The organism is Mesorhizobium sp. M8A.F.Ca.ET.207.01.1.1, assembly GCF_004794715.1.
Classification (GTDB): domain Bacteria; phylum Pseudomonadota; class Alphaproteobacteria; order Rhizobiales; family Rhizobiaceae; genus Mesorhizobium.
In genome coordinates this window covers 129,136-151,464 of record NZ_SRUS01000012.1, presented here as the reverse complement: position 1 = coordinate 151,464, position 22,329 = coordinate 129,136, and the positions used below count along the sequence as shown (strand labels likewise).

General features: G+C 62.8%; 24 protein-coding genes. 18 read left to right on the top strand and 6 right to left on the bottom strand.

What is annotated here, in order from left to right; translation table 11 throughout:
• Positions 1-47 precede the first annotated feature (47 nt).
• The 3 genes from EN850_RS28670 to EN850_RS28660 all read left to right on the top strand — a co-directional run bounded on the left by EN850_RS28670 (position 48) and on the right by EN850_RS28660 (position 4,561).
• Complete coding sequence (locus tag EN850_RS28670; protein WP_135932952.1) at positions 48-2,429, top strand: transketolase; 2,382 nt, start codon at positions 48-50, stop codon at positions 2,427-2,429.
• 174 nt (positions 2,430-2,603) lie between these two features.
• Positions 2,604-3,494, top strand: coding sequence for a kinase (locus tag EN850_RS28665; RefSeq protein WP_246689292.1), 891 nt, complete (start codon positions 2,604-2,606; stop codon positions 3,492-3,494).
• Positions 3,488-4,561 carry a PLP-dependent cysteine synthase family protein gene (locus EN850_RS28660; protein WP_135932951.1) on the top strand — a complete coding sequence of 358 codons (1,074 nt, stop codon included), beginning with the start codon at positions 3,488-3,490 and terminating at the stop codon, positions 4,559-4,561. The genes EN850_RS28665 and EN850_RS28660 overlap by 7 nt, the downstream gene beginning before the upstream one ends.
• On the opposite strand, the gene EN850_RS28655 is transcribed toward EN850_RS28660, so the two are convergent.
• Positions 4,556-5,818: a threonine synthase gene (locus EN850_RS28655; protein ID WP_135932966.1), complete on the bottom strand. Its 1,263-nt coding sequence runs from the start codon at positions 5,816-5,818 to the stop codon at positions 4,556-4,558. The genes EN850_RS28660 and EN850_RS28655 overlap by 6 nt on opposite strands.
• Positions 5,819-6,020: 202 nt before the next feature.
• On the opposite strand from EN850_RS28655, the gene EN850_RS28650 reads away from it, so the two are divergent.
• The 4 genes from EN850_RS28650 (at position 6,021) to EN850_RS28635 (ending at position 8,682) form a co-directional block, all read left to right on the top strand.
• Positions 6,021-6,287, top strand: coding sequence for a helix-turn-helix transcriptional regulator (locus EN850_RS28650; protein ID WP_135932950.1), 267 nt, complete (start codon positions 6,021-6,023; stop codon positions 6,285-6,287).
• A gap of 168 nt (positions 6,288-6,455) precedes the next feature.
• Entirely contained in the window at positions 6,456-7,184 is a 729-nt protein-coding gene (locus tag EN850_RS28645) for a LuxR family transcriptional regulator (RefSeq protein ID WP_136092740.1), read from the top strand.
• A gap of 66 nt (positions 7,185-7,250) precedes the next feature.
• Entirely contained in the window at positions 7,251-7,865 is a 615-nt protein-coding gene (locus EN850_RS28640) for an acyl-homoserine-lactone synthase (protein ID WP_135880885.1), read from the top strand.
• 118 nt (positions 7,866-7,983) lie between these two features.
• Positions 7,984-8,682, top strand: coding sequence for a response regulator transcription factor (locus EN850_RS28635; RefSeq protein WP_135932949.1), 699 nt, complete (start codon positions 7,984-7,986; stop codon positions 8,680-8,682).
• Positions 8,683-8,756: 74 nt separating this feature from the next.
• Here the strand turns inward: EN850_RS28635 and EN850_RS28630 are convergent, their stop codons facing one another.
• Genes EN850_RS28630 through EN850_RS28620 form a run of 3 tightly spaced genes read right to left on the bottom strand, consistent with a single transcriptional unit; the run spans position 8,757 to position 11,042 of the window.
• Positions 8,757-9,533 carry an amino acid ABC transporter ATP-binding protein gene (locus EN850_RS28630; RefSeq protein ID WP_135932948.1) on the bottom strand — a complete coding sequence of 259 codons (777 nt, stop codon included), beginning with the start codon at positions 9,531-9,533 and terminating at the stop codon, positions 8,757-8,759.
• Positions 9,533-10,192 (bottom strand): ectoine/hydroxyectoine ABC transporter permease subunit EhuD, encoded by a 660-nt coding sequence (ehuD, locus tag EN850_RS28625; protein ID WP_136092744.1) that lies wholly within the window; start codon positions 10,190-10,192, stop codon positions 9,533-9,535. Before ehuD ends, EN850_RS28630 begins: the two co-directional genes overlap by 1 nt.
• Positions 10,182-11,042, bottom strand: coding sequence for an amino acid ABC transporter permease (locus EN850_RS28620; protein WP_245521033.1), 861 nt, complete (start codon positions 11,040-11,042; stop codon positions 10,182-10,184). Before EN850_RS28620 ends, ehuD begins: the two co-directional genes overlap by 11 nt.
• A 187-nt stretch (positions 11,043-11,229) precedes the next feature.
• Here EN850_RS28620 and trbB point away from each other — a divergent pair, with 187 nt between their 5' ends.
• Genes trbB through EN850_RS28565 form a run of 11 tightly spaced genes read left to right on the top strand, consistent with a single transcriptional unit; the run spans position 11,230 to position 20,877 of the window.
• The gene (trbB, locus tag EN850_RS28615) at positions 11,230-12,213 is read left to right on the top strand and encodes a P-type conjugative transfer ATPase TrbB (protein WP_135932946.1); all 984 of its coding nucleotides are present in this window, start codon (positions 11,230-11,232) and stop codon (positions 12,211-12,213) included.
• Positions 12,210-12,542, top strand: coding sequence for a TrbC/VirB2 family protein (locus tag EN850_RS28610; protein ID WP_135932945.1), 333 nt, complete (start codon positions 12,210-12,212; stop codon positions 12,540-12,542). Before trbB ends, EN850_RS28610 begins: the two co-directional genes overlap by 4 nt.
• Positions 12,542-12,823 (top strand): VirB3 family type IV secretion system protein, encoded by a 282-nt coding sequence (locus EN850_RS28605; RefSeq protein ID WP_135880879.1) that lies wholly within the window; start codon positions 12,542-12,544, stop codon positions 12,821-12,823. The genes EN850_RS28610 and EN850_RS28605 overlap by 1 nt, the downstream gene beginning before the upstream one ends.
• Before the next feature lie 10 nt (positions 12,824-12,833).
• A complete protein-coding gene (trbE, locus tag EN850_RS28600; RefSeq protein ID WP_135932944.1) occupies positions 12,834-15,284 on the top strand; it encodes a conjugal transfer protein TrbE in 2,451 nt (816 codons plus the stop codon).
• Positions 15,281-16,039 (top strand): P-type conjugative transfer protein TrbJ, encoded by a 759-nt coding sequence (gene trbJ, locus EN850_RS28595; protein ID WP_135932943.1) that lies wholly within the window; start codon positions 15,281-15,283, stop codon positions 16,037-16,039. The genes trbE and trbJ overlap by 4 nt, the downstream gene beginning before the upstream one ends.
• An 11-nt stretch (positions 16,040-16,050) precedes the next feature.
• Positions 16,051-16,377, top strand: coding sequence for a putative entry exclusion protein TrbK-alt (trbK-alt, locus tag EN850_RS28590; RefSeq protein WP_135932942.1), 327 nt, complete (start codon positions 16,051-16,053; stop codon positions 16,375-16,377).
• A 2-nt stretch (positions 16,378-16,379) separates the two neighbouring features.
• Positions 16,380-17,753, top strand: coding sequence for a P-type conjugative transfer protein TrbL (trbL, locus tag EN850_RS28585; RefSeq protein WP_135932941.1), 1,374 nt, complete (start codon positions 16,380-16,382; stop codon positions 17,751-17,753).
• Between the two features lie 4 nt (positions 17,754-17,757).
• Positions 17,758-18,447: a conjugal transfer protein TrbF gene (trbF, locus tag EN850_RS28580; protein ID WP_135881149.1), complete on the top strand. Its 690-nt coding sequence runs from the start codon at positions 17,758-17,760 to the stop codon at positions 18,445-18,447.
• Positions 18,444-19,499, top strand: a complete 1,056-nt coding sequence (gene trbG / locus EN850_RS28575) for a P-type conjugative transfer protein TrbG (RefSeq protein WP_135932940.1) — start codon at positions 18,444-18,446, stop codon at positions 19,497-19,499. The genes trbF and trbG overlap by 4 nt, the downstream gene beginning before the upstream one ends.
• A gap of 26 nt (positions 19,500-19,525) precedes the next feature.
• Complete coding sequence (locus EN850_RS28570) at positions 19,526-20,650, top strand: TrbI/VirB10 family protein (RefSeq protein ID WP_135917500.1); 1,125 nt, start codon at positions 19,526-19,528, stop codon at positions 20,648-20,650.
• A gap of 2 nt (positions 20,651-20,652) precedes the next feature.
• Positions 20,653-20,877: a DUF2274 domain-containing protein gene (locus EN850_RS28565; protein WP_135880872.1), complete on the top strand. Its 225-nt coding sequence runs from the start codon at positions 20,653-20,655 to the stop codon at positions 20,875-20,877.
• A gap of 494 nt (positions 20,878-21,371) precedes the next feature.
• On the opposite strand, the gene EN850_RS28560 is transcribed toward EN850_RS28565, so the two are convergent.
• Positions 21,372-21,989, bottom strand: a complete 618-nt coding sequence (locus EN850_RS28560; protein WP_135932939.1) for a MarR family transcriptional regulator — start codon at positions 21,987-21,989, stop codon at positions 21,372-21,374.
• A 105-nt stretch (positions 21,990-22,094) separates the two neighbouring features.
• Positions 22,095-22,329, bottom strand: a 235-nt coding sequence (locus EN850_RS36510; RefSeq protein ID WP_210235462.1) for a hypothetical protein, incomplete at its 5' end; no start/stop codon positions are given.

Sequence of the window (22,329 nt, the reverse complement as noted above, 5' to 3'; positions counted from 1 at the left end):
GAGAGTCGTTGGCTGCTATCGTTGAGCCGATTTCACGGGAGCCGACGATGACGATCCTTTCCGAACTTGAACGCAAGGTTCTGTGGCTGGCTGTTTGGATGATCCATCATGCCAATCATGTTCGCGGGTCGGAGGACGGCCTCAAGGTCGGCGGACATCAGGCGTCCTCGGCGTCCGCCTCGACCTTGATGACGGCGCTCTACTTCCAGATCCTCAGGCCTGAAGACCGCGTTGCCGTTAAGCCGCATGCCAGCCCGGTTTTCCATGCCATCCAGTATCTGTTCGGCAGGCAGACGCTCGAGCAGCTGCAGAATTTTCGCGGCTATCGCGGCGCGCAGTCCTACCCGTCACGAACCAAGGATATCGACGATGTCGATTTCTCGACCGGGTCGGTCGGACTGGGCGTGGCGCAGACCCTGTTCTCCTCCCTGGTCCAGGATTATGTCAGCGCAAAAGGCTGGAATGCGGACCAGCCGGAAGGCCGGATGATCGCCCTTCTCGGCGACGCCGAAATGGATGAAGGCAATATCTTCGAGGCTCTTCTCGAAGGCTGGAAGCACGGCCTGCGCAACACTTGGTGGGTCGTCGACTACAACAGGCAAAGCCTTGATGCGGTGGTGCGCGAAGGCCTGTGGCAGCGCTTCGAGTCCATCTTTCGCAACTTCGGCTGGGATGTGGTGATCCTGAAACATGGGACATTGCAACAGGCGGCCTTCGAGGAAGAGGGCGGCGAAAAGCTGCGGTCCTGGATCGATGCATGCCCCAATCAGCTCTATTCCGCGCTGACCTTCCAGGGCTGCGGCGCATGGCGCCGGCGCCTTCTGGACGACCTTGGTGATCAGGGACCGGTCACCCGCCTGATCGAGAAGCGCAGCGACGAAGACCTTGCCGCCTTGATGGCAAATCTCGGCGGCCATGATCTGGCAAGCATCGTCGATGCCTTTGAGGCAGCGCGCGGGCATGATCGTCCGACGTGCTTCATCGCCTACACGATCAAGGGCTTCGGCCTGCCGCTCGCCGGCCACAAGGACAATCACGCCGGATTGATGACACCGGCGCAAGTCGACGCGCTGCGGCAAGGCATGGGTGTCGGCCAGGGGCGTGAATGGGAGATGTTCGAGGGCCTTGCATACGATGAGGCCGCGATCCGGTCCTATCTGGCGTCGTCGCCTTTCGCCCAGGCAGCCACCCGTCGCCATAAAGCCCCAGCCGTACCCGTGCCGGCACAGATACCTTGGAGCGCACAGGTCTCGATGTCGACACAACAAGGTTTCGGCCTTTTGATGCACGAGATCGCAAAATCAAACAGCGATTTTGCCAAGCGTGTCGTCACCACGTCTCCCGACGTCACGGTCTCGACCAATCTTGGCGCCTGGGTGAACAAGCGCGGTCTGTTCGCGCGCGCTGGTCGGGCAGACATTTTCCGAGAGGAGCGCATACCCTCCACCTTCAACTGGACATTCTCGCCGTCGGGACAGCACATCGAACTTGGCATCTCCGAGATGAACCTTTTCACGATGCTTTCGGCGCTGGGTCTGTCGCACTCGCTCAACGGCCAACGTCTGCTTCCAGTCGGAACCCTCTACGATCCGTTCATCGAGCGTGGCCTCGATGCGCTCAACTATGCCTGCTATCAGGATGCACGCTTTATCCTGGCGGCGACGCCTTCCGGTGTGACGCTGGCGCCCGAGGGAGGCGCGCATCAGTCGATCGCCACGCCGCTGATCGGCATGGCGCAGGATGGGCTGGCGACGTTCGAGCCGGCCTATGTCGATGAGCTGGCCGTCATCCTGCGTTGGGCATTCGACTATATGCAGCGTTCCGGCGAGGCCGAGCCCGACGACCATAGCTGGCTGCGCGATCAGACTGGAGGTTCGGTCTACCTCAGGCTCTCGACGCGGTCGATCGAGCAACCGACGCGCCAGGCCAAGGGACCGCCCGCGCGCGACATCGTGGATGGCGCCTACTGGCTGCGCAAACCAGGGCCGAACGCCGACGTGGTCATCGCCTTTTCGGGGGCGGTCGCGCCGGAGGCGGTGCAGGCACTGGGGCTGATGGCCGGCGACCGGCGCGATGTCGGGCTTCTGGCCGTGACCTCGGCAGATCGATTGAACGCTGGCTGGTCAGCCGCGAGCCGGGCGCGCCAGTATGGCAATCCGGGTGCCACCAGTCATGTTGAGCGCCTGCTGGCCGGTCTTCCGGCCTCCTGCGCCATCGTGACGGTGTTGGACGGGCATCCCGCGACGCTGGCCTGGCTGGGGTCGGTTTATGGCCACCGCACGCGCGCCCTCGGCGTCGAGCATTTTGGCCAGACCGGCACGATCGCGGATCTCTACCGGCACTACGGGATCGATGCGCAAGGGATCATGGCAGCAGTGCAATCGGTTTCGGCAGGCCGGCCGCTTCGGCACCTGGGCTCCGCCGCCTGACGAACCCATCACGCATCGCATCCCGGCTCGCTCGATAGGACGCTGTCAATACCGGAATTCCTTGAGGGCAGGTACCAGCTGTCGGCGCCATCCTCCCGCGCTTCGAGAACGCGTGGGGGAGGAGAAATGGCTGGGACCGGCGATCTTACGAGGCATGAAACTTTGCGGTCGACGGTGGGTACGGCAGCGGCGATTGCGCATCACGGCGAACTCATCCAGGGCGTCTTCAAGGATGATGGCGGGCGCCTGCATCGCGGGCTCGTCACGCTGCCGCTTGCCGGGTTGAGATCGGAGGCGAGCTTTGCCAGGAGCGACGGCGATGCGATCGTTGTCCACCCCGATCACAAGGTCAAGGCGGCGACCGCCGCGCGGCTCACGCTCGAATTCCTGAAGGTCGACGGCGGTGGCGTGCTGACGCTCCAAAGCTCGATCCCTGTGGGGCACGGCTACGGCTCATCGACTGCGGACGTCGTCGCTTCCATTCGCGCAGTCGCCGCAGCGCTCAATATCCACCTGCGGCCGTCGAGCATCGGTCGTCTCGCTGTTGCCGCTGAGCGCGCCAGCGACGCCATCGCCTTCGACGACCACGCGGTGCTGTTCGCGCAACGAGAAGGCACGGTGATCGAGAATTTCGGCGGCTCCCTGCCGCCGCTGCTTCTGGTCGGCTTCAAGGCAAATGACGGGGTCCCGGTCGACACATTGCAGCTGCCACCGGCGCGCTACGACAGTGCCGAAATCCAGGAATTCGGCGTGCTTCGGGCGATGGTGGCACGGGCGGTTCGTCTTCAGGATCCCAATCTTCTCGGACGCGCCGCATCGGCAAGCGCCGTGATCAGTCAACGGCACCTGCCGAAACAGGGGTTAGACGAGATCGCCGAAATTGCCAGGAGAACCGGGGCCTGCGGCGTGCAAGTCGCCCATAGCGGCTCGCTGTTTGGTCTGATTTTCGATCTGTTCACACCCAATCTCAAGCGTCGGGCGGCCTTGGTCGCGCAGCAGATAAGGCGTGCCGGCTTTAAGGACGTTGAAGTCCATCACGTCAATGCGGAGGGTTGGACATGGTAAGCCTCGACGTGGACTATTTCAGGGACCTTGAGACCCCGCGCCTTGCGCGCCTGGCACCAAATCTCGTCGCCGCTGCGTTCCCGCTGATGAAACTGATGCCGGCCCGCTACATTCTGGATCGGGCAGCGTCTAATAGGGAACTGAAGGCAGGCTCCCACATTGTCGAGACCACGTCGGGCACATTTGGCATGGCGGTGGCGCTGCTGGCGGCGGCGCGTGACTATCGCCTTACGCTCGTCACCGCTTCAACGCTGATCGATGCCAAATACAAAGCCCGCCTGGAACGCATCGGCGCCACGGTTATCGCCCTTGACGATCCGCGCGGCGACGGCAATCAGCCAGGCCGGCTGGAGCGCCTCCAGGAAATCCTGGCCAACGAGCCGGACGGCTTCTGGACACGCCAATACGACAGTCCGGGCAACTGGCTTGCCTATGCGCGGCTGGCCGAACTCTTCATCCGGGCGATGGGCAAGGTCGACTGCCTGGTCGGCTGCGTCGGTACGGGCGGCTCGCTCTGCGGCACCGCGTCCTTTTTGCGAACGGTCTTTCCGCATCTGACGGTGTTTGCCGTCGATACCCATCGCAGCATCCTGTTTGGACAGCCCGTCGGCAAACGCATGCTGCGGGGCCTGGGCAACAGCGTTTTGCCGAAGAATGTCAGGCATGAACTTGTCGACGAGATCCATTGGGTTGGCGCCTATCCGGCGTACAGGACCGCGCATCGTTTGCTGCGCGAGCACGGCCTCTTCATGGGGCCGACCAGCGGCGCCGCCGCGTTGGTGGCGCAATGGGTTGCAACGACACTTTCGGATGCGCAAGTGGCGGTCATCATGCCTGACGAAGGCCATCGCCATGCCGAGACCGTCTACAATGACGACTGGCTTGCGGTTCTGCCTGGCTGGCCCTGCAAGGAACTGGCCCAGCCAAGGACGCTGACGACCATCGCGCCGGCTGCGGAATCGCAATGGACGCGCTTTCTCTGGCTTCGTCGCAGCCTCGACGACGTGCTGAAAACGCAGGCGCCAAGCGAGGTGCCATCGGCGATTGGCGCCCCGGAAAATCTATGAAACGAAATCCGGCCCGTTTTTGTCGAGCCAGCGCCAGGCATCGTCCGTCGTCTGGAACACGTGATCGTGTTCGTTCGATCCGGTGGACCGATCGAGGTCCTTGAGGCCGCTGGCTGTCACGACGGCCACGACGCGGTCTGTGGCTGCGATGACACCTTGGTCCTTTAACGTCGATATCGCCATCAGCGGCGTGACCGACGCCAGTTCGGCAAAGATACCTTCGTCCCGCGCAAGGCGCTCCTGCATCGCAATCAGGCCGTGATTGCTGACGGGGACGGCGTGTCCGCCGGATTCTCGCAGCGCCTTCAGCGCCTGAAAGGTGCTGCGCGGCGTGCCGATCGATACGGCAAGGCTGTCGAAAAGCATCTTGCGTTCACTCAACGCATCGGCGCCGCTGGCCAGAGCGTCCGCCAGCGACCCATGCACCTCCGCCGCGACGAGACGAGGCAGGCGCGTGATCGACCCTTGCGCGAACAGCTCGCAAAAGCCAGCCCACACACCGGACAAGGCATCGCCGTAGCAGACGGGCAGGACGCACCAGTCTGGCGCCGTGCCGTCCGATTGCTCGACGATCTCATAGGCGATCGTCTTATAGCCCTCGATGCCGAGTGGATGGCTGCCGACGACCGGACCGTGATAGGGCGATGCGATGAACCAGTCGTAACGGGCCGCTGCCTGTTCAAGCAGCGACCATCGGTCCATTTTGCTGACCAAGGGCAGGACCGTCGCACCATATTTGCGGATCTGCGCCAACATCGCGCCGGCCGATCCCGCGAAAGTGGTGACGACGCATTTGAGCCCGGCTCGGGCAGCGTAGGCCGCCAGCGAAGCGCCGGCGTTCCCCGACGAGGCGGTGGCGACGACTTTAGAACCACGTGCGCGCGCCACGCTGACCGCGATGGTCGAGAAGCGGTCCTTGTGCGACCAGGTCGGATTTCTGCCTTCATCCTTGATTGCAAGATCCGGCACGCCGAGAAACGCGCCGATGCGCGGCGTGGCAAGCAAAGGTGTCAGACCCTCGCCGAGGCTCACCGCCTCGGCTTCTGTGCAAGGCAGCATATGCGCAAAACGCCACAGCGAGCGCGAGCTGGTGGCGCCGGTTAAAGGGTGAGGCTGCGGAGTGGCATAGACGGGCGCAAGATTTGCCGGCGCGGTGTCTTGGCAGCGCGCGCATCCCCTGGAGTCGATGGTGACTTCGGCGGGGTAGGAAGCGCCGCATCGGATGCAAACGAGTTCCAGGACCCGGCTCTTGTCCATCCCGGGACGGCTAATCTCGCCTGAGGACTGCGCGGACATGTCGTGCGCGAGGTCGCGAAACGGCCGGCTCGTCATGGCTATTCCTTGTCAAGGAAACGATGAATTCGCTGGTTGTTTCAAACAGCCAAGAGCACGGCTGTCAATGCGGAATGTGCACTATAGTGTGTCGCACCATAGTGCGCGCCGTAGCATCCGTTGTTTGATGAAACTTCGCGCCGTTTTTGGTCTGAACGTGCAGCGGCTTCGGAGAGAAAGAAAACTCTCTCAGGAGCAGTTGTCTTTTGTTTCGGGCCGCACGCGCGCCTATATCAGCAGCGTCGAGGCCGGGCGGCGCAACGCCACGCTGGATACAGTCGAAATTCTGGCCAAGGCGTTGAATGTCGAGCCACAAGAGTTGGTTTCAGCGAGCCCGGCAAACAAGCGAGCCATTCGGGTGACGAAGCAGGCGACTTCAAAGTTGAATGGATGAAGCCGCACGTCCTCGATGCAGTACTGGTAAGATTTTCACTTATCTCGTCTTTGTGATACGCGATTGACTCCTTTAGTGTACATTCGATGCTTGTCCCATTGAAGGTGGTGTCTAGACAGCCATAGGTTGTTCCGCGGGGTAGGGCCTGACTGTGGTTGAGGTCTACCGATGGAGAACGAGACTGTTATCGACCTTTTTGCGGCGATCACGAAGATCGACACCGCGCGGTCGGCTGATGCAATCCTTCAGGCGTTCCGCTTAGCCATGGAGCGCTACGGATTGCGCAATTTTCTGATCACCGGACTGCCTGTGCCGCACGGTACGGACTGGCAGCGTGAGATCCTTGCTGATGGCTGGTCTCCTGAATGGCATCGTCGCTATGTCACCGAGGAATATTTCTTGCACGATCCTTGTGTCGCCCAGTGCCGGCACTCGCCAGAGCCTTTCCGATGGGGCGAGCTGCCGTCCGCAAGGCTGGTTGCACGCGCGAAGCTGGTGATGGACGAGGCGGCCGAGTTCGGGATGAAAGAAGGTATCTGCGTCCCGATTCATGTCCCATTGGCCGGGCCCGGCGTCGTCACGATGGCGAGTGACCGGATGGACGTTCCGCCAAGCGCCATGCCCCTTATCGAAACGCTTTGCGTGCACACCTTTCGCAGCCTCTCAGGGCTGGGAACGCCCGGCGATGGCGATGAGCCCACGCCCTTGACGGCGCGCGAGCGCGAACTCCTGGAGTGGAGCGCACAAGGCAAATCCACAGAGGATATCGCTTGTATCCTCGGTGTTACCAGGAACACGGTTGAAAGCCATCAGCGCAACATTCGAGCAAAGCTCGACGCGATCAATGTCGCGCACGCCATCGTCAAGGCGCTGCGACGGCAGGAAATCCAGATTTAGCAATACCTGAATACCGTCATACGTACCGCAAGTTCATTTTCCTACGACCCTCCGCCTGGAGGCGTCATGGTTCGTATGCATCTGGTCACTTGGGATAACAGGAAGCGCTACCGGAAAGTTCTGGAACGCTACTTTCGGATACGGTACGAGATTTACGTCAAGCAGAGGCGTTGGCGCGACGTCGCACGGCCCATCAACATCGAGATCGACGCCTTCGACAACGAGCATACGCTATATGTTCTCGCGCTTGACACCAACGGCAAGATCGTAGGCGGCTCCCGTCTCTTGCCGACGCTGGAGCCGCATCTCATGAGCGAGGTCTTCCCGGGTCTCGCCGGCGGCAGGCCTCCGAGAGCAGCTGGAATCTTCGAATGGACGCGTTTCTTCGTCGTTCCATCGCTTCGCACACAAGGCGCCCCGTCGCCGATCGCCGGCATTGTTCTTTGCGGCCTGCTCGAGACCGCGCAAAGCCTTGGGATTCGACAGATCAGCGTGGTTTGCGAGACATTCTGGCCAAAACGGCTGCGCGCGCTTGGCTGGACGCTGATCGAGCTCGGCGAAGCTCTTGAACATCCCGACGGCGATATCATCGCGCTGCTGATCGATGTCACGCCCGAGGCTGTTGAACAGACGCGCCGCGCTTACGGCATCAGCGGCGTCATACTTGCCGACAACATCTAGGCTCATAACCAGGCACTTGCGGAAAGCCCGCGAGGCGTCGATCGTCAGGGTATATTGTCATCGCGCCCATTTGCGCGGTAGTCAGCCTTATGATGTATCGAACTCGGTTGATGGACTCATGAAGCCGCTGGTCCTGATCTCCTCGAAGGACCCGGATTTTTTCCTGGTTTTCGGCCACATACTGTCGGTAGCTGGCTTCGAGATTCAACTGATTACGGGAGACCGGGAAATCGCACGCGCCATCGAGGCGGCATCCCCGCTTGCCGTGATCATGGACTGCCATCCAGGCGACCGTGCAGTGGTCAAACAGTGCGCCTGGCTGAAGTCTGGCGCTGCGACCAAAGGGACTCCGGTCGTGAGCCTGGTTGCCCCGCGTTCTGGCAAGCTGCATCTCGACTTGATCAAGGCTGGCGTCGACGAGATATTTTCGCGGCCGTTCGCCCCCGAACAGCTTCTGGCCTGGCTGCATGGCAGAGCAGGCCTTGCGAAGCTATCGCGCGAAACAGACTCGGGTGAGCTGGTGCAGGGCGATTTTCGGCTGGATCGGCAGACTCACCGGACATTCTTCAGGCAAAAAGAAATCGTGATGCCACCGATCGAGTTCAAGCTTTTGCGCAGCCTTTTGGCGCAGCCTGGCAAGGTCTTCAGCCGCGAGGAACTGGTCGCGACCGCGTGGCCTGAACATGCCGCCGCAACCGACGTGCGGGGCGTCGACGTTCATATAGCCAGGCTACGCAAAAGGCTTCGGGCGTCCGTGGGAAGCGACGTGATCCGGACGGTCCGCTCGGCTGGCTACGCGTTCGCACCGGAGTGGTGACCTGGTCGGGACTTCCGACATGTGGCGCGGTTGCGCGCCGATTGCCGGCACGCGGGGTCCACACGCGTCGGCTCTCAATGGCTCAAGATGGTATCCAGGAACAGCCGGGCGCGTGGGTGAGCGGCCGCTGAGAAAAAGTCTTTGGACGAGGCATGCTCGAGGATGCGGCCGTCGTCCATGAAAACGATCTCATCGGCGACTTCGCGTGCAAAACCCATCTCATGGGTCACGCAGACCATGGTCATGCCGCTTCCCGCCAGCGCGATCATGACGTCGAGGACTTCCTTGATCATTTCCGGGTCGAGCGCCGAGGTGGGTTCGTCGAACAGCATGATGCGGGGATTGAGGCAAAGCGCGCGCGCGATCGCCACCCGTTGTTGTTGACCGCCCGAGAGCTGGGCCGGGTAGGCCTGCGCCTTTTCGGGGATGTGCACCGCTGTCAGATGCTGCATGGCGATCTCTTCGGCCTCCCGTGCCGGTTTCAGGAGAACCCGGCGCAGCGCCAGCGTGCAGTTGGCGAGCACGGTGAGGTGCGGAAACAGGTTGAAGCTCTGAAATACCATGCCTGTCTGCCGGCGCGCCTTCCTGGCATCGCGGCCATCCTTGTCCAGAATTGCTGCTTCGAACTGAATCGTTCCCTTCTGGAAAGGCTCGAGACCGTTGATGCAGCGGATCAAGGTCGACTTGCCGGAACCGGACGGTCCGCAAACGACGATCCGTGCGCCCGCTCCAACCGTCAGATCGATGTCTTTCAAAACCTGCAGGGCGCCGAACCATTTGTTGAGGCCGTCGATCCGGACATGAGGGATGGATTGAACGGGCTGGGCTGGATGTGGGGCTTGAGCCAGCATCAGCGGCGTCCAGCAGCAAGCAGGCGCTGCTCGATGCGCTTTACGCCATACGCAATGAGCAGCGCCAAGGCGAGAAACAGTATGCCGGCAATCGTCAGCGGCTCCGCGTATCGATAGGTCTCGGACGCGATATCGAAGGCGCGCCCGAGCATTTCGGGCACGGCCAGGATCGCGAGATAAGGCGTCGCCTTGAGGATCGAAACAAGATAGTTGCCCAACGGTGCGGCGACGTTGCGCAACATCTGCGGCGCGATGACGAAAACGACCGTGTCGCGGCGTGTTAGCGACAAGGCTCTGGCCGCTTCCTGCTGGCCTTTCGGGATCGCGTCGATGCCCGCTTTGAACACCTCCGCCAGATAGCCGCTGTAGTACAGGCTCAGCCCCAGTATGCCGACCGTCATGGCGCCAAGCCGGATCCCGTAGAAGGGCAGGACGAAATACAGGAAATAGAGCCAGGCCAGAACCGGCGTCGAGCGGATGAAGTCGATCAGGAAGCGGACGACGAGGCCAGTCGCACCGCCCCCGCGGCGGATCATCTCGAAAGTGAAGCCAAGCACTGATGCGCCGAGGCAACTCAAGACCGTTGCGAGCAGGGTCGTTCCGATCGCCCCGATGATCGTCGGGACGGTCGATAGTGCGAAATCGAAGTTAAATCCCACGCGGCGTTCCTCTTTCAGGATTGACCCGCGCCTCGAGCCAGCGGCCGGCAAGTGCGATCGGATAACAGACGACGAAGAAGGCCAGCAGCAGCGCCGAATAGATCGCGACGGGGTCGTAGTCGGTCTGCGCGATTTCCTTGGCGCGGAAGGTCATGTCCGTCAGCGTGACCAGCGAGACGAGGGAAGTCGCCTTGACGAGCTGGATAAGGTTGTTGACGAAGGTTGGGCTCATCGCGACCAAGGCCTGCGGCAGCTCGATCAGGAGCAGGATCGCCGGGCGCGGGAGGCCGAGCGCCATGCCGGCCTCGCGTTGGCCGGCAGGCACAGACTGCAGCCCGGCGCGAACCGCCTGGCTGGCATAGCCGCCGGTGTTGAGACCGAGCACCAATGCACTGACGGTCAGCGCCGACAGAGTGACCCCCATCACCGGCAGCACGTAATAAAAGAAGAAGAGCAGGACGACGACCGCTGAGCTGCGCCAGAATTCGATCACGGCGGTAACCAGAAAGCGCGTCATGCCGGTGGTCAAAAACTGCGCGACGCCGAAGACGAGCGCGAAGGGGATCGCAAAGACCAGGCCATAGGCGGTGACCTCTGCGGTGATGCCCAGCCCTTGCAGAATGCCCAGCCAGATCTCGAGCATGCTCACGGGGTGCCACCATTCTTTGTTGAGGCGGGCGGCGACGATGTCAGTATAGTGTCGGCGTACCTGAGGAGGGCGGTTTTGCGCCGAGAAATCGCGCCCTCCGGACCGGACCTCATGACACCCTCCGCGCCGTGGAAAGAACGATGCCTGTAGGAGCAGACCATCGGTGGTTCCCTCATAAACCCGGCAGGAGTCGCGTGTCAATAAAGATGTACTTATTATTGACAAAGTTCATATTATACCGCCGCGGCCAGCGGCGCCGCCGTTGGCCGGTAATTGCACGCTACGCTACGATGACGGCTGAAACCCGTTGAATCGGACCGCTTCAGGGCTGTTTTGATCGTCCCCGACCGGGGACTGCTTGACATGTCCCCGGCGCAACGGGGACAGGATGGCCATCTCGCACAACGATACCGAAGGACGCGCGCGCAGCTCGCGTATGCTGCGCACCGCGCTCGGACCCGCCATCGCCCGGTTTCTCGACGATCCCGCGATCGTCGAGGTCATGCTGAACCCGGATGGCCGGATCTGGGTGGATCGGCTTTCCGACGGTTTGGCCGATACCGGGGAAACGCTGGCCCCTGCCGCTGGCGAGCGCATTGTGCGCCTGGTCGCCCATCATGTCGGCGCCGAGGTTCATTCCCGTTCCCCGCGCGTGTCGGCTGAGTTGCCGCAAACCGGCGAACGTTTCGAAGGTCTGTTGCCGCCCGTCGTCGCAGCACCCGCCTTCGCGATCCGCAAGCCCGCCGTGGCCGTGTTCACGCTCGATGACTATGTCGCGGCAGGCATCATGTCCGACGGTCAGGCCGCGATATTGCGCGCCGCGGTTGCCGCGCGCTTGAACATCCTCGTCGCCGGCGGCACATCGACCGGCAAGACGACCCTGACCAACGCGCTGCTCGCCGAAGTGGCAAAAGGGACGGATCGGGTCGTCATCATCGAGGACACCCGCGAACTGCAATGCGCCGCCCCCAACCTTGTCGCCATGCGCACCAAGGATGGCGTCGCCACACTCTCCGACCTGGTGCGCTCCTCGTTGCGCTTGCGGCCCGACCGCATCCCCATCGGCGAGGTGCGCGGCGCCGAGGCCCTCGACCTCTTGAAGGCATGGGGGACCGGGCACCCCGGGGGTATCGGCACCCTTCATGCGGGCTCCGGCATCGGCGCCCTGCGCCGCCTTGAGCAGCTTATCCAGGAAGCCGTCGTCACCGTGCCGCGCGCATTGATCGCCGACACGATCGGCCTCGTTGCCGTCCTGTCGGGACGTGGCGTCGCGCGACGGCTGAGCGAGCTCGTCCGGGTCGAGGGTCTTGGCCCCGACGGCGATTATCGCATTGCTGAAGCCACACCGATCAACCCAGGAGAAACCTCATGATCCGCCTCCTTGCACGCTGCCACGGCCACCTGGCCGCAGGAGCCACCGCCCTTGCCGTCAATCTCCTGGTCGCGTCGAGCGCCCATGCGTCAGGCTCCTCGATGCCGTGGGAACAGCCACTCGAAAAGATCCTGCAGTCGGTCGAAGGACCGGTCTCCAAGATCATGGCCGTCATCATCATCATCGTCACCGGCCTGACGCTGGCCTTCGGCGACAGTTCAGGCGGTTTCAGGCGGCTCATCCAGATCGTTTTTGGCCTCTCGATCGCCTTTGCGGCGTCGAGTTTCTTCCTGTCGTTCTTCTCGTTCGGCGGCGGAGCGTTGATCTGATGACAACCGCTCTTGAACAACTCGACGCGGTGCCGGGGTGGACGGTGCCCGTCCACCGGGCGCTGACGGAGCAGATCCTGCTCGGCGGCGCGCCGCGCGCAATCGCGATCCTGAATGGCACGCTGGCGGGCGCTGTCGGCCTTGGGCTGCGGCTGTGGCTGGTCGGTCTCCTCATCTGGGCAATCGGACATCTCACGGCGGTATGGGCCGCCAGGCGCGATCCGCTGTTTTTCGAGGTTGGGCGCAGGCACCTGCGGCTGCCTGGACATCTTTTGGTTTGAGGGCGCCGCCATGATGAGCCTTGCCGAATACCGCCGGACCGCTGCTCGCCTTGCCGACTATCTGCCTTGGGCAGCACTCGTCGCGCCGGGCGTCGTGCTTAACAAGGATGGCAGCTTTCAGCGCACAGCGCGATTTCGCGGCCCTGATCTCGACTCCGCCGTCGCGGCGGAGCTGGTTGCGGTGGCGTCGCGCATCAACAATGCCCTTCGTCGCCTCGGCTCGGGCTGGAGCGTCTTTGTCGAAGCGCAGCGGCACGAAGCCGCCTCCTATCCCGAGAGCCAGTTTCACAATGCGGCCTCCAGCCTGCTCGATGCCGAGCGCAAAGCCGATTTTGACGAGGAGGGGGTTCATTTCGTATCGAGCTACTTTCTCACATTCCTGTTTTTGCCACCGCCCGAAGACGCCACACGTGCCGAGGGGTGGCTTTATGAGGGTCGCGACCAGTCGGACGCGGATCCGGGCGAGATCGTGCGCGCCTTTGTCGACCGGACGGAGCGCGTACTGTCCCTGCTCGACGGGTTCATGCCGGAATGCCACTGGCTCGATGACGGCGAAACGCTCACCTACCTGCATTCGACGATCTCGACCAAACGCCATAAGGTTCGTGTTCCCGAGACGCCGATCTATCTCGATACACTGCTGGCCGATGAACCGCTCGCCGGCGGGCTCGAGCCACGACTTGGCGACAAGCATCTTCGCGTGCTTTCGATTGTTGGCTTCCCGACCGCTACGACACCCGGCCTGCTTGATGACCTCAATCGCCTGGCCTTCCCCTACCGCTGGTCGACCCGCGCCATCCTGCTCGACAAGGTCGACGCTGTCCGACTGTTGACCAGGATAAGGCGGCAATGGTTTGCGAAGCGCAAGAGCATCGCCTCGATCCTCAAGGAGGTGATGACCAACGAAGCGTCAGCCCTCCTCGACACCGATGCCGCCAACAAGGCGGCCGACGCCGACACGGCGTTGCAGGAACTCGGCGCCGACATGGCGGGCATGGCCTATGTCACCGCGACAGTCGCCATATGGGATTGCGACCCGCGCGTGGCCGACGAGAAATTGCGGCTTGTCGAGAAGGTCATCCAGGGCCGCGACTTCACGGCGATTGCCGAGACCGTCAACGCCGTCGACGCCTGGCTCGGTTCCTTGCCCGGGCACGCCTACGGCAACGTCCGTCAGCCTCCCATCTCAACGCTCAATCTCGCCCACATGATGCCGCTGTCTGCCGTGTGGGCGGGACCGGAACGGGACGAGCATCTGGTCAGTCCTCCCTTGCTTTACGGCAAGACCGAAGGCTCGACCCCGTTCCGGTTGGTTCTTCATGTCGGCGACGTCGGTCATACGCTGGTCGTCGGCCCCACTGGCGCTGGCAAGTCTGTGCTGCTGGCGCTGATGGCGCTGCAGTTCTGCCGCTACCGCAAAGCTCAGATATTCGCCTTCGATTTCGGCGGCTCTATCCGCGCCGCGGCGCTCGCCATGGGTGGCGACTGGCACGATCTCGGAGGGCACCTCACCGAAGGCGTGGACGCCTCCGTTTCGCTGCAGCCGCTTGCCCGGGTTCATGACACATATGAGCGCGCCTGGGCGGCTGACTGGATCGTTGCGATCCTGATGCGCGAGGGCATCCAGATCACCCCGGACGCAAAGGAGCATATCTGGGCGGCGCTGACGTCGCTTGCCTCGGCTCCCGTCGAGGAGCGCACCATCACCGGGCTCAGTGTCCTCTTGCAAGCCAATGACCTGAAACAGGCTTTGCGCCCCTACTGTGTCGGAGGCGCTCACGGACGATTGCTCGACGCCGAGGCCGAACACCTCGGCCAGGCATCCGTGCAGGCCTTCGAGATCGAAGGACTGGTGGGCACGCAAGCCGCGCCGGCTGTCCTGTCCTATCTGTTCCACCGCATCGGCGATCGGCTCGACGGGCGTCCAACGCTGCTCATCATCGACGAAGGCTGGCTTGCCCTCGATGACGAGGGGTTTGCCGGGCAGTTGCGCGAGTGGCTGAAGACGCTGCGCAAGAAGAACGCCAGCGTCGTCTTCGCCACCCAGTCACTTGCCGATATCGACAATTCGGCCATTGCGCCGGCGATCATCGAAAGCTGTCCAACCCGGCTGCTGTTGCCCAATGAGCGCGCGGTTGAGCCGCAGATTACCGCCATCTATCGCCGCTTCGGCCTGAACGACCGCCAGATCGAAATCCTGGCACGAGCGACACCCAAGCGCGATTACTACTGCCAGTCCCGTCGCGGCAACCGTCTCTTCGAGCTCGGCCTGTCCGAGGTCGGGCTGGCACTTTGCGCCGCGTCCTCGAAGAGCGATCAGGCCCTGATCGGCAGCATCATTGCCGAGCATGGCCGCCACGGCTTCCTGGCGGCCTGGCTGCGTGCCCGTGACGTCGGCTGGGCCGCCGACCTCATTCCCAACCTCACCCTTCCCGAACCTGAAAAGAATCCGCAACCATGAATGTTCATCAAAGCCGCCCTCGCGCCATCTTTCTGGTCGCGGCGATGCTCGCCGCGCCGGTCGCCATCCCGCCGATGATGACTGCGCCAGCGTATGCCTTCATCGTGTTTGATCCATCGAACTATTCCCAGAATGTTCTGACGGCCGCGCGTTCGCTGCAGCAGATCACAAACCAGATCACCTCGCTTCAGAACCAGGCCCAGATGCTGATCAACCAGGCGCGTAACCTGGCGAGCCTGCCTTTGTCCTCGCTGCAGCAACTGCAACAGTCGGTGCAACGCACGCAACAGCTTCTCGGGCAGGCACAGAACATCGCCTTCGACGTCCAGCAGGTCGACAAGGCCTTTCAGCAGCAATACGGCAGCGTCTCACTCTCTGCTTCCGACCAGCAGCTCGTCACGGACGCGCGCTCACGCTGGCAAAACACGGTGGGCGGCCTTCAGGACGCCATGCGCATCCAGGCGGGCGTCGTTGGAAACATCGAGACCGGCCGCGCGCAGATGTCGGCGCTGGTCGGCGCCAGCCAATCGGCGACCGGAGCGCTGCAGGCGACGCAAGCTGGCAATCAGCTGCTTGCGCTCCAGGGCCAGCAGCTCGCGGACCTGACCGCTGTGGTCGCCGCCAACGGCCGCGCCCAGGCTCTGAGCGAGGCCGAACGTGCCGCCGCGGTCGATCAGGGCCGCGAGCAACGCCGCCGCTTCCTGGCGCCAGGCTCCGGCTACGAGGCCGGCTCGGCCCAGATGTTCAACCGCTGAGATCGAAGGCCATGGACGGCAAAACGCTCGCTCGCATTGTGCCTGTCATCTTTGTCGCGGCCGCCGTCACGGCGGCCGCGCTCGGTACGAGCCGGAAGGAGACCAAGCCGGCGGGCGAGCGCGCGCACACAACCGCAGGCTTGATGCCGAACCCGCTTCGCGATGGTCTGCGCCGCTGCCAGGTCCTCGGTGAAGCTGCCCTGCGTGACGATGGATGCGCGCGGCTATGGGCCGAACAGCGCGATCGCTTCCTCGGTCTCAAAGAGCCATCGGGGCGTTCGATAGGCGAGCCGGACGCTTCGCAGTCTCCAGATGCTGCCGTGCGCTGGGATCAATAGACATGGGCAATACAGGTGTCATCGACCAATTCCTGGCCACTTTCACCCGCTACATCGACAGCGGTTTCGGCCTCCTCGGTGGCGAGGTCGCCTTCGTCGCCACCACGCTGATCGTCATCGACGTGACGCTTGCCGCGCTCTTCTGGAGCTGGGGCGCTGATGACGACATTCTTGCGCGGCTCGTCAAGAAAACGCTCTTCGTCGGTGTCTTCGCCTATCTGATATCCAACTGGAACGGTCTCGCTCAGATCGTGTTCGAGAGCTTCTCCGGTCTTGGTCTCAAGGCGAGTGGCACCGGCTTCTCGGCACAGGACCTACTGCACCCTGGCAGGGTGGCGCAAACCGGTCTCGACGCCGGACGACCCTTGCTTGAGGCGATCTCCGGTTTGATGGGCTACGTCTCCTTCTTTGAAAACTTCATCCAGATTGCTTGCCTGCTCTTTGCCTGGGCGCTCGTCCTGCTCGCCTTCTTCATCTTGGCGGTACAGCTCTTTGTGACTCTGATCGAGTTCAAGCTGGCGACGCTGGCCGGCTTTGTGCTGATCCCCTTCGGCCTCTTCGGCAAGACTGCCTTCATGGCCGAGCGCGTGCTGGGCAACGTCATCTCGTCCGGCATCAAGGTTCTGGTGCTTGCCGTCGTCATCGGCATCGGATCGACGCTCTTCGGCGAATTCACCCAAGGCTTCGGCGGTGAGAGCCCCACCATCGACCAAGCCATGGCGATCGTATTGGCGGCGCTGTCGCTGCTTGGCCTCGGCATCTTCGGCCCCGGCATCGCCAACGGCCTCGTCTCGGGTGGACCGCAGCTTGGCGCCGGTGCGGCTGTCGGCACCGGCCTTGCCGCGGGCGGCATGGCGGTTGCTGGCCATGGCGCAGCCGGCCTGGCGGCGCGAGGTGGGACAGCCGCATTCGCGGGCGCAATGTCAGCCGCGCGTGGCGGCACGTCACTCGCTGGTGGCGCCTCGGCCGCTTACACGCTTGGCGCAGGCGGCCAAGCTGGCGCGGCAGGCATCGCCTCCGGCTTGGGCGGCATTGCGCGTGCTGGCGCTGCGGCAGCCTCCTCTCCTCTCAAGCGCGCTGCCGCAAACACCGGTCAATCGTTTAAGTCCAGCTTCGCCTCCGGCGCCAGTTCGGCGGCTGAAATCCACGGCGGTTCGTCGACCACCATGGGAACGATCGGCGGCGCCGCGTTGTCAGCCGCGGCGTCTGCGTCCGGCGCGGGCAAGCCATCCGGCACGCACGGACAGCCGGAATGGGCCAGACGCTTGCAGCGCTCTCAACGCCTCTCTCACGGCGCCCAGACCGCGGCCCACGCGGTACGCGCCGGCGACAGCCATGGCGGCGGAGCTTCGATTTCTCTTTCTGAAGGCAAATGACAAGATGAATATCTTTAGGCGACCCGACGTTCACTACGGCAAGACTCCTCGACCGGAAACCCCGTATCAGAAGGCGGAGCAGATCTGGGATGAGCGCATCGGGTCTGCTCGCGTGCAGGCACGCAACTGGCGCGCCATGGCGTTCGGGTCGCTCATCTTGTCGGCAGGCCTTTCCACGTCACTGGTCTGGCAATTGGGCCGCGGCACTGTCGTGCCCTGGGTCGTGCAGGTCGACAAGATGGGCCAGGTTCAAGCGACCGCGCCCGCGATCGCGGATTATAAGCCGACTGATCCTCAGATAGCGTGGCATCTCGCCCGCTTTGTCGAACAGGTGCGCTCCATCCCCGCCGATCCGATCATCCTGCGCCAGGACTGGCTGCGCGCCTATGATTGGACCACCGACCAGGGCGCCGCGGCGCTCAACGATTACGCCCGCGCCAACGACCCTTTCTCCAGGGTCGGCAAGCAGCAGGTCGCGGTGGATATCTCTTCGGTCATCAGGGCCTCACCGGGCTCCTTTCGTGTTGCCTGGATCGAGCACCATTACGAAAACGGCCAGCTTTCCGGCACCGAGCGCTGGACCGCGATCCTGACGATCGTGACACAAATGCCAAACGACGCCGAACGTCTTCGGGCCAATCCGCTCGGCATCTACGTCAACGCCATCAACTGGTCCCGGGAGATGAGCCAATGAACCTGCCATTGTGTGTCATCGCCACTCCGGCTTTGACAAGGTCGGCGTTTGCCGTGGTGTTGTTATCGGGCTCCATACTTGCCGGTTGCGCCACACCTCAGAAACCACCTCAGATCTCCTATGATGCCTACGTGCCGCCTTTGCCCGCCGCTCCGGCAGCCGGGCTCGATGAAAGGCCAAAGCCGCTGCACGTTCCACCAGGGTGGGTCCCGGCCCGCGGCGGTGTCGCCGGCAGCACGCCGATGGCGCGCGTCGAGAACGCCAACGCGGCGGCGCGAGTCCAGCCGCGTCGTGAGGGCTATTACAACGCCATTCAGATTTATCCCTGGAGTGAAGGAGCCCTTTATCAGGTCTATGCCGCTCCAGGACAGATAACGGACATCGCGCTTGAGCCTGGCGAAAGCCTGACCGGCGAAGGTCCGATCGCGGCGGGCGATACCGCGCGCTGGATCATCGGCGACACCGAAAGCGGAGCGGGCGTCACCAGGCGCGTCCACGTGCTGGTCAAGCCTTCACGCTCGGACATCAACACCAATCTCGTCATCACCACCGACCGGCGCAGCTACATGATCGAGCTGCGATCGGGCGAGAAGCCGTACATGCCCGCCGTGTCATGGGCCTATCCGGCGCCGCCGGCCGGACAAGCGCGGGCGATCCCCGCGACACCGGTGATTCCCGCCATCACCGCACGCAACTACCGCTATGGTCTCACCGGCGACGCGCCCCCCTGGAGACCCGTCACCGTCTATGACGACGGCAGGCGGGTCTATGTCGAGTTTCCACGCGGGATCGTGCAAGGCGAGATGCCGCCCATCTTCGTCATCGGCCCGGACGGCGAGGCCGAGATTGCCAACAGCCGCGTCTACCAGAACACCCTGATCGTCGACCGACTCTTTGGCGCCGGGGAATTGCGGCTTGGCAGTGGCAAGCGGCAACAGACCGTCAGGATCGTCCGCACCGATGCCACGAGGAGAGGCCTGTGGATGTCAGGCGCCAACGCCGTGCCGAATGCAAAGAACGCATTTCGTCAAAGGGGAGGGGAGCACTCGTGAACGAGAACGAAATACCGGCTGCGCCGATGCAGCTTCGCGCCGATCCGCCGCGTGTCACCCGCCTGTCGCGCAAAGTGCTCGCCGGCATCAGCTTATGTGCATCGCTTGGCGTCGGCGGCGCGCTGATCTACGCGCTTCAGACGAGCGAAACCGGCAGGCATGGCGACGAGCTCTACTCGACGTCCAACAGGCAGCCCGCCGACGGACTGGCCAGCCTGCCGCGCGACTATACCGGCCCTGTTCTTGGACCGCCACTGCCTGGCGATCTTGGCCGGCCGATGCTTGATGCCCAGAACAAGGGACAGCCCGTCGTGCCGCCAACGATCGCGACACCCATGGTCGATGAGGCGGAACAGCGCCGGCGGGCCGAAGAGGAGGCGGCCCGAACCTCGCGCGTCTTCTTCCAGACAGGGCAGTCAACCGCGATGGCCGAAACCCCGCCCGGGGGAACTTCTCCGGCGAACCTTGGCGGCCCCGAGCTTGCCGGTCAGGTCGGCCAGTCGACCACACAAGACCGCCAGCTTGGCTTTCTGAATGCGGCCGCTGATCGGCGCACCGTGACGCCGGATCGCGTCACGCCGCCGGCATCGCCCTATGTGCTCCAGGCAGGGGCCGTCATCCCGGCGGCCCTCATCACCGGTATCCGTTCCGATCTGCCTGGTCAGATCACCGCGCAGGTGACCGAAAATGTCTATGACAGTCCGACGGGTCGCTCGCTGCTGATCCCGCAAGGCACGCGTGTCATTGGCCAGTACGACAATGGGGTCGGCTTCGGCCAGCGGCGCGTGCTGCTTGTCTGGAGCAGGCTGGTCTTTCCCAACGGACGTTCCATTGTCCTTGAACGCCAGCCCGGCACTGACGCCCAAGGCTATGCCGGCCTTGAGGACGGCGTCGACTACCATTGGGCCGAGCTGTTCAAGGCGGCCGCACTCACCACCATCCTCAGCGTTGGCGCGGAGGCCGGCTCGTCCGGCCAGGAAAGTGACATCGTGCGCGCCTTGCGCGGCGGCGCCTCCGACAGCCTCAGCCAGGTGGGCCAGCAAATCGTCCAGCGCCAACTCAACATCGCACCGACGCTGACGATACGGCCGGGCGTTAATGTGCGTGTCGTCGTTACGCGCGATCTCGTGCTCGAACCCTACGGAGGCTGAAAATGGCCAAGCTGAAACTCGGTCCGATTGCAGACGACAAGCCGGTCAAGGTCACAGTGGAACTGCCGGCGCCGCTGCACCGCGATCTGTCCAGATATGCTGAGATCCTTGGCCGCGACGCGGGTCAGCCTTCCGCCGATCCCCTTCGCCTGATTGTGCCCATGCTTGAGCGATTTATCGCGACGGATCGGGGCTTTGCCAGAGCCAAGCAGGAGCGAAAAGGTTGAGGGTCACCTCGCCGCAAGGCGAAACGAGCAATGCCAAAGGGCAGCACGGTTCACTGCTCTGACCGGTTCCTCCCGTAGGCAGCCAACTTTGCCCGTAGCTCAAGACCCTCAAGGGTCTGACACCCTACGAGTTCATCTGCAACGCGTGGACTTTCGCAACCTGACCACGGCCGTTCTCGCGAGCTTTGAGAAACCAAGAACTTACGCTAGTATCTGGTTCTGGCTCATTTATGGGAAGTTTTGGCACAAGGGATGGTATTGAAACAGAAATGACCACAAATGCCGGCCATGGTTTGCATTCTCGGATGATATCTTACTTCCGCCGGCCCGCTGGCGGTTTGCTCATCGGGCTCTTCGTAATTATTGTCATTATTTATATCGCGATCAATATATCATTGACGCTCTAACCACGGCATAAGGCCGGAACTGCCGCCCGGCGGCTATCGCCTGGCGCGCCCCGACTTAACGAGCACCCATCTCTTAGGCCAAGCCCATCACGTCGGTGCGAGCACCAGCGAGGGAAAGGTGCTTTCGGGCCGCTTCTTGACGAAGAAGATCGCGCCTTCGCTGTTTGAAACCACCTTCGCGAAGAAGTTGCGGACCGAGTCGATTTCCGATCGTGTGACACCTGCAAAGAGCAAATCGTTAGCTGTGCGAATGAAGGGGGTGAGTCGGGCCACCGCATCGCGACCGCTGTCGGAGAGACTGACCTGCACGGACCGTCGGTCGTTCGAGCTTGGCTTCTTTTTAAGAAGGCCAATGCGAACGAGGCGACCGACCTCGGTCGTCACGTGCATCTGGGCTAGATGAACGTGTTCTGAAAGCTTCCTTATGGTCACGCCGTCGCAGCCCTCACAATATGCGGTGCCGAGAAGAACAGCGAACTGCGACCCCGTAAGGTTGGCCCGTCTTCCAAACGCATCGCGACAGATCAGAAGGCGACCAATCGCGAGTGTCATCAGATGGATCGTATCTCGAAACTCATAATCGCTACCATCGCGCAGGAGGTCGGGGTGCGAAACGGTCGCAGCTGGAACGAAACGCTCGGATCGGCGGTCACTGGGTCCGGCGCTGCCCTGCTGGAGTGCATGTGTATGCCTTGAATTGGTCATGAGCGCTGCGCTCCTCGCCTCGAAATTTGCGTTTGCCAAACGCGTTAGAAAGGTACACAGTGTAGGTATATATTGTACCTAAGATGCTCCGCAACGGAGCTTCGATCAGGGAGAGCAGTCGATGAACGCCAGCGCCGCCTCTTCAGCTTCCGTGTCGACGCCAGGTGCCGCTTTTTGCCACTGCTGTACAGGAAAACATGCGAGGTCGACTTCCATGCCCTGGTTGTCGAGCGCCTCGATGAACCCTCTCAGGTCTGCGTAACTCACGAGAAACGTCTCCTCTGTGCGCAGTTCCCCGCGGCTCGCGCTCATCGATGCGCTTCGCCCGGGAGCAATCATT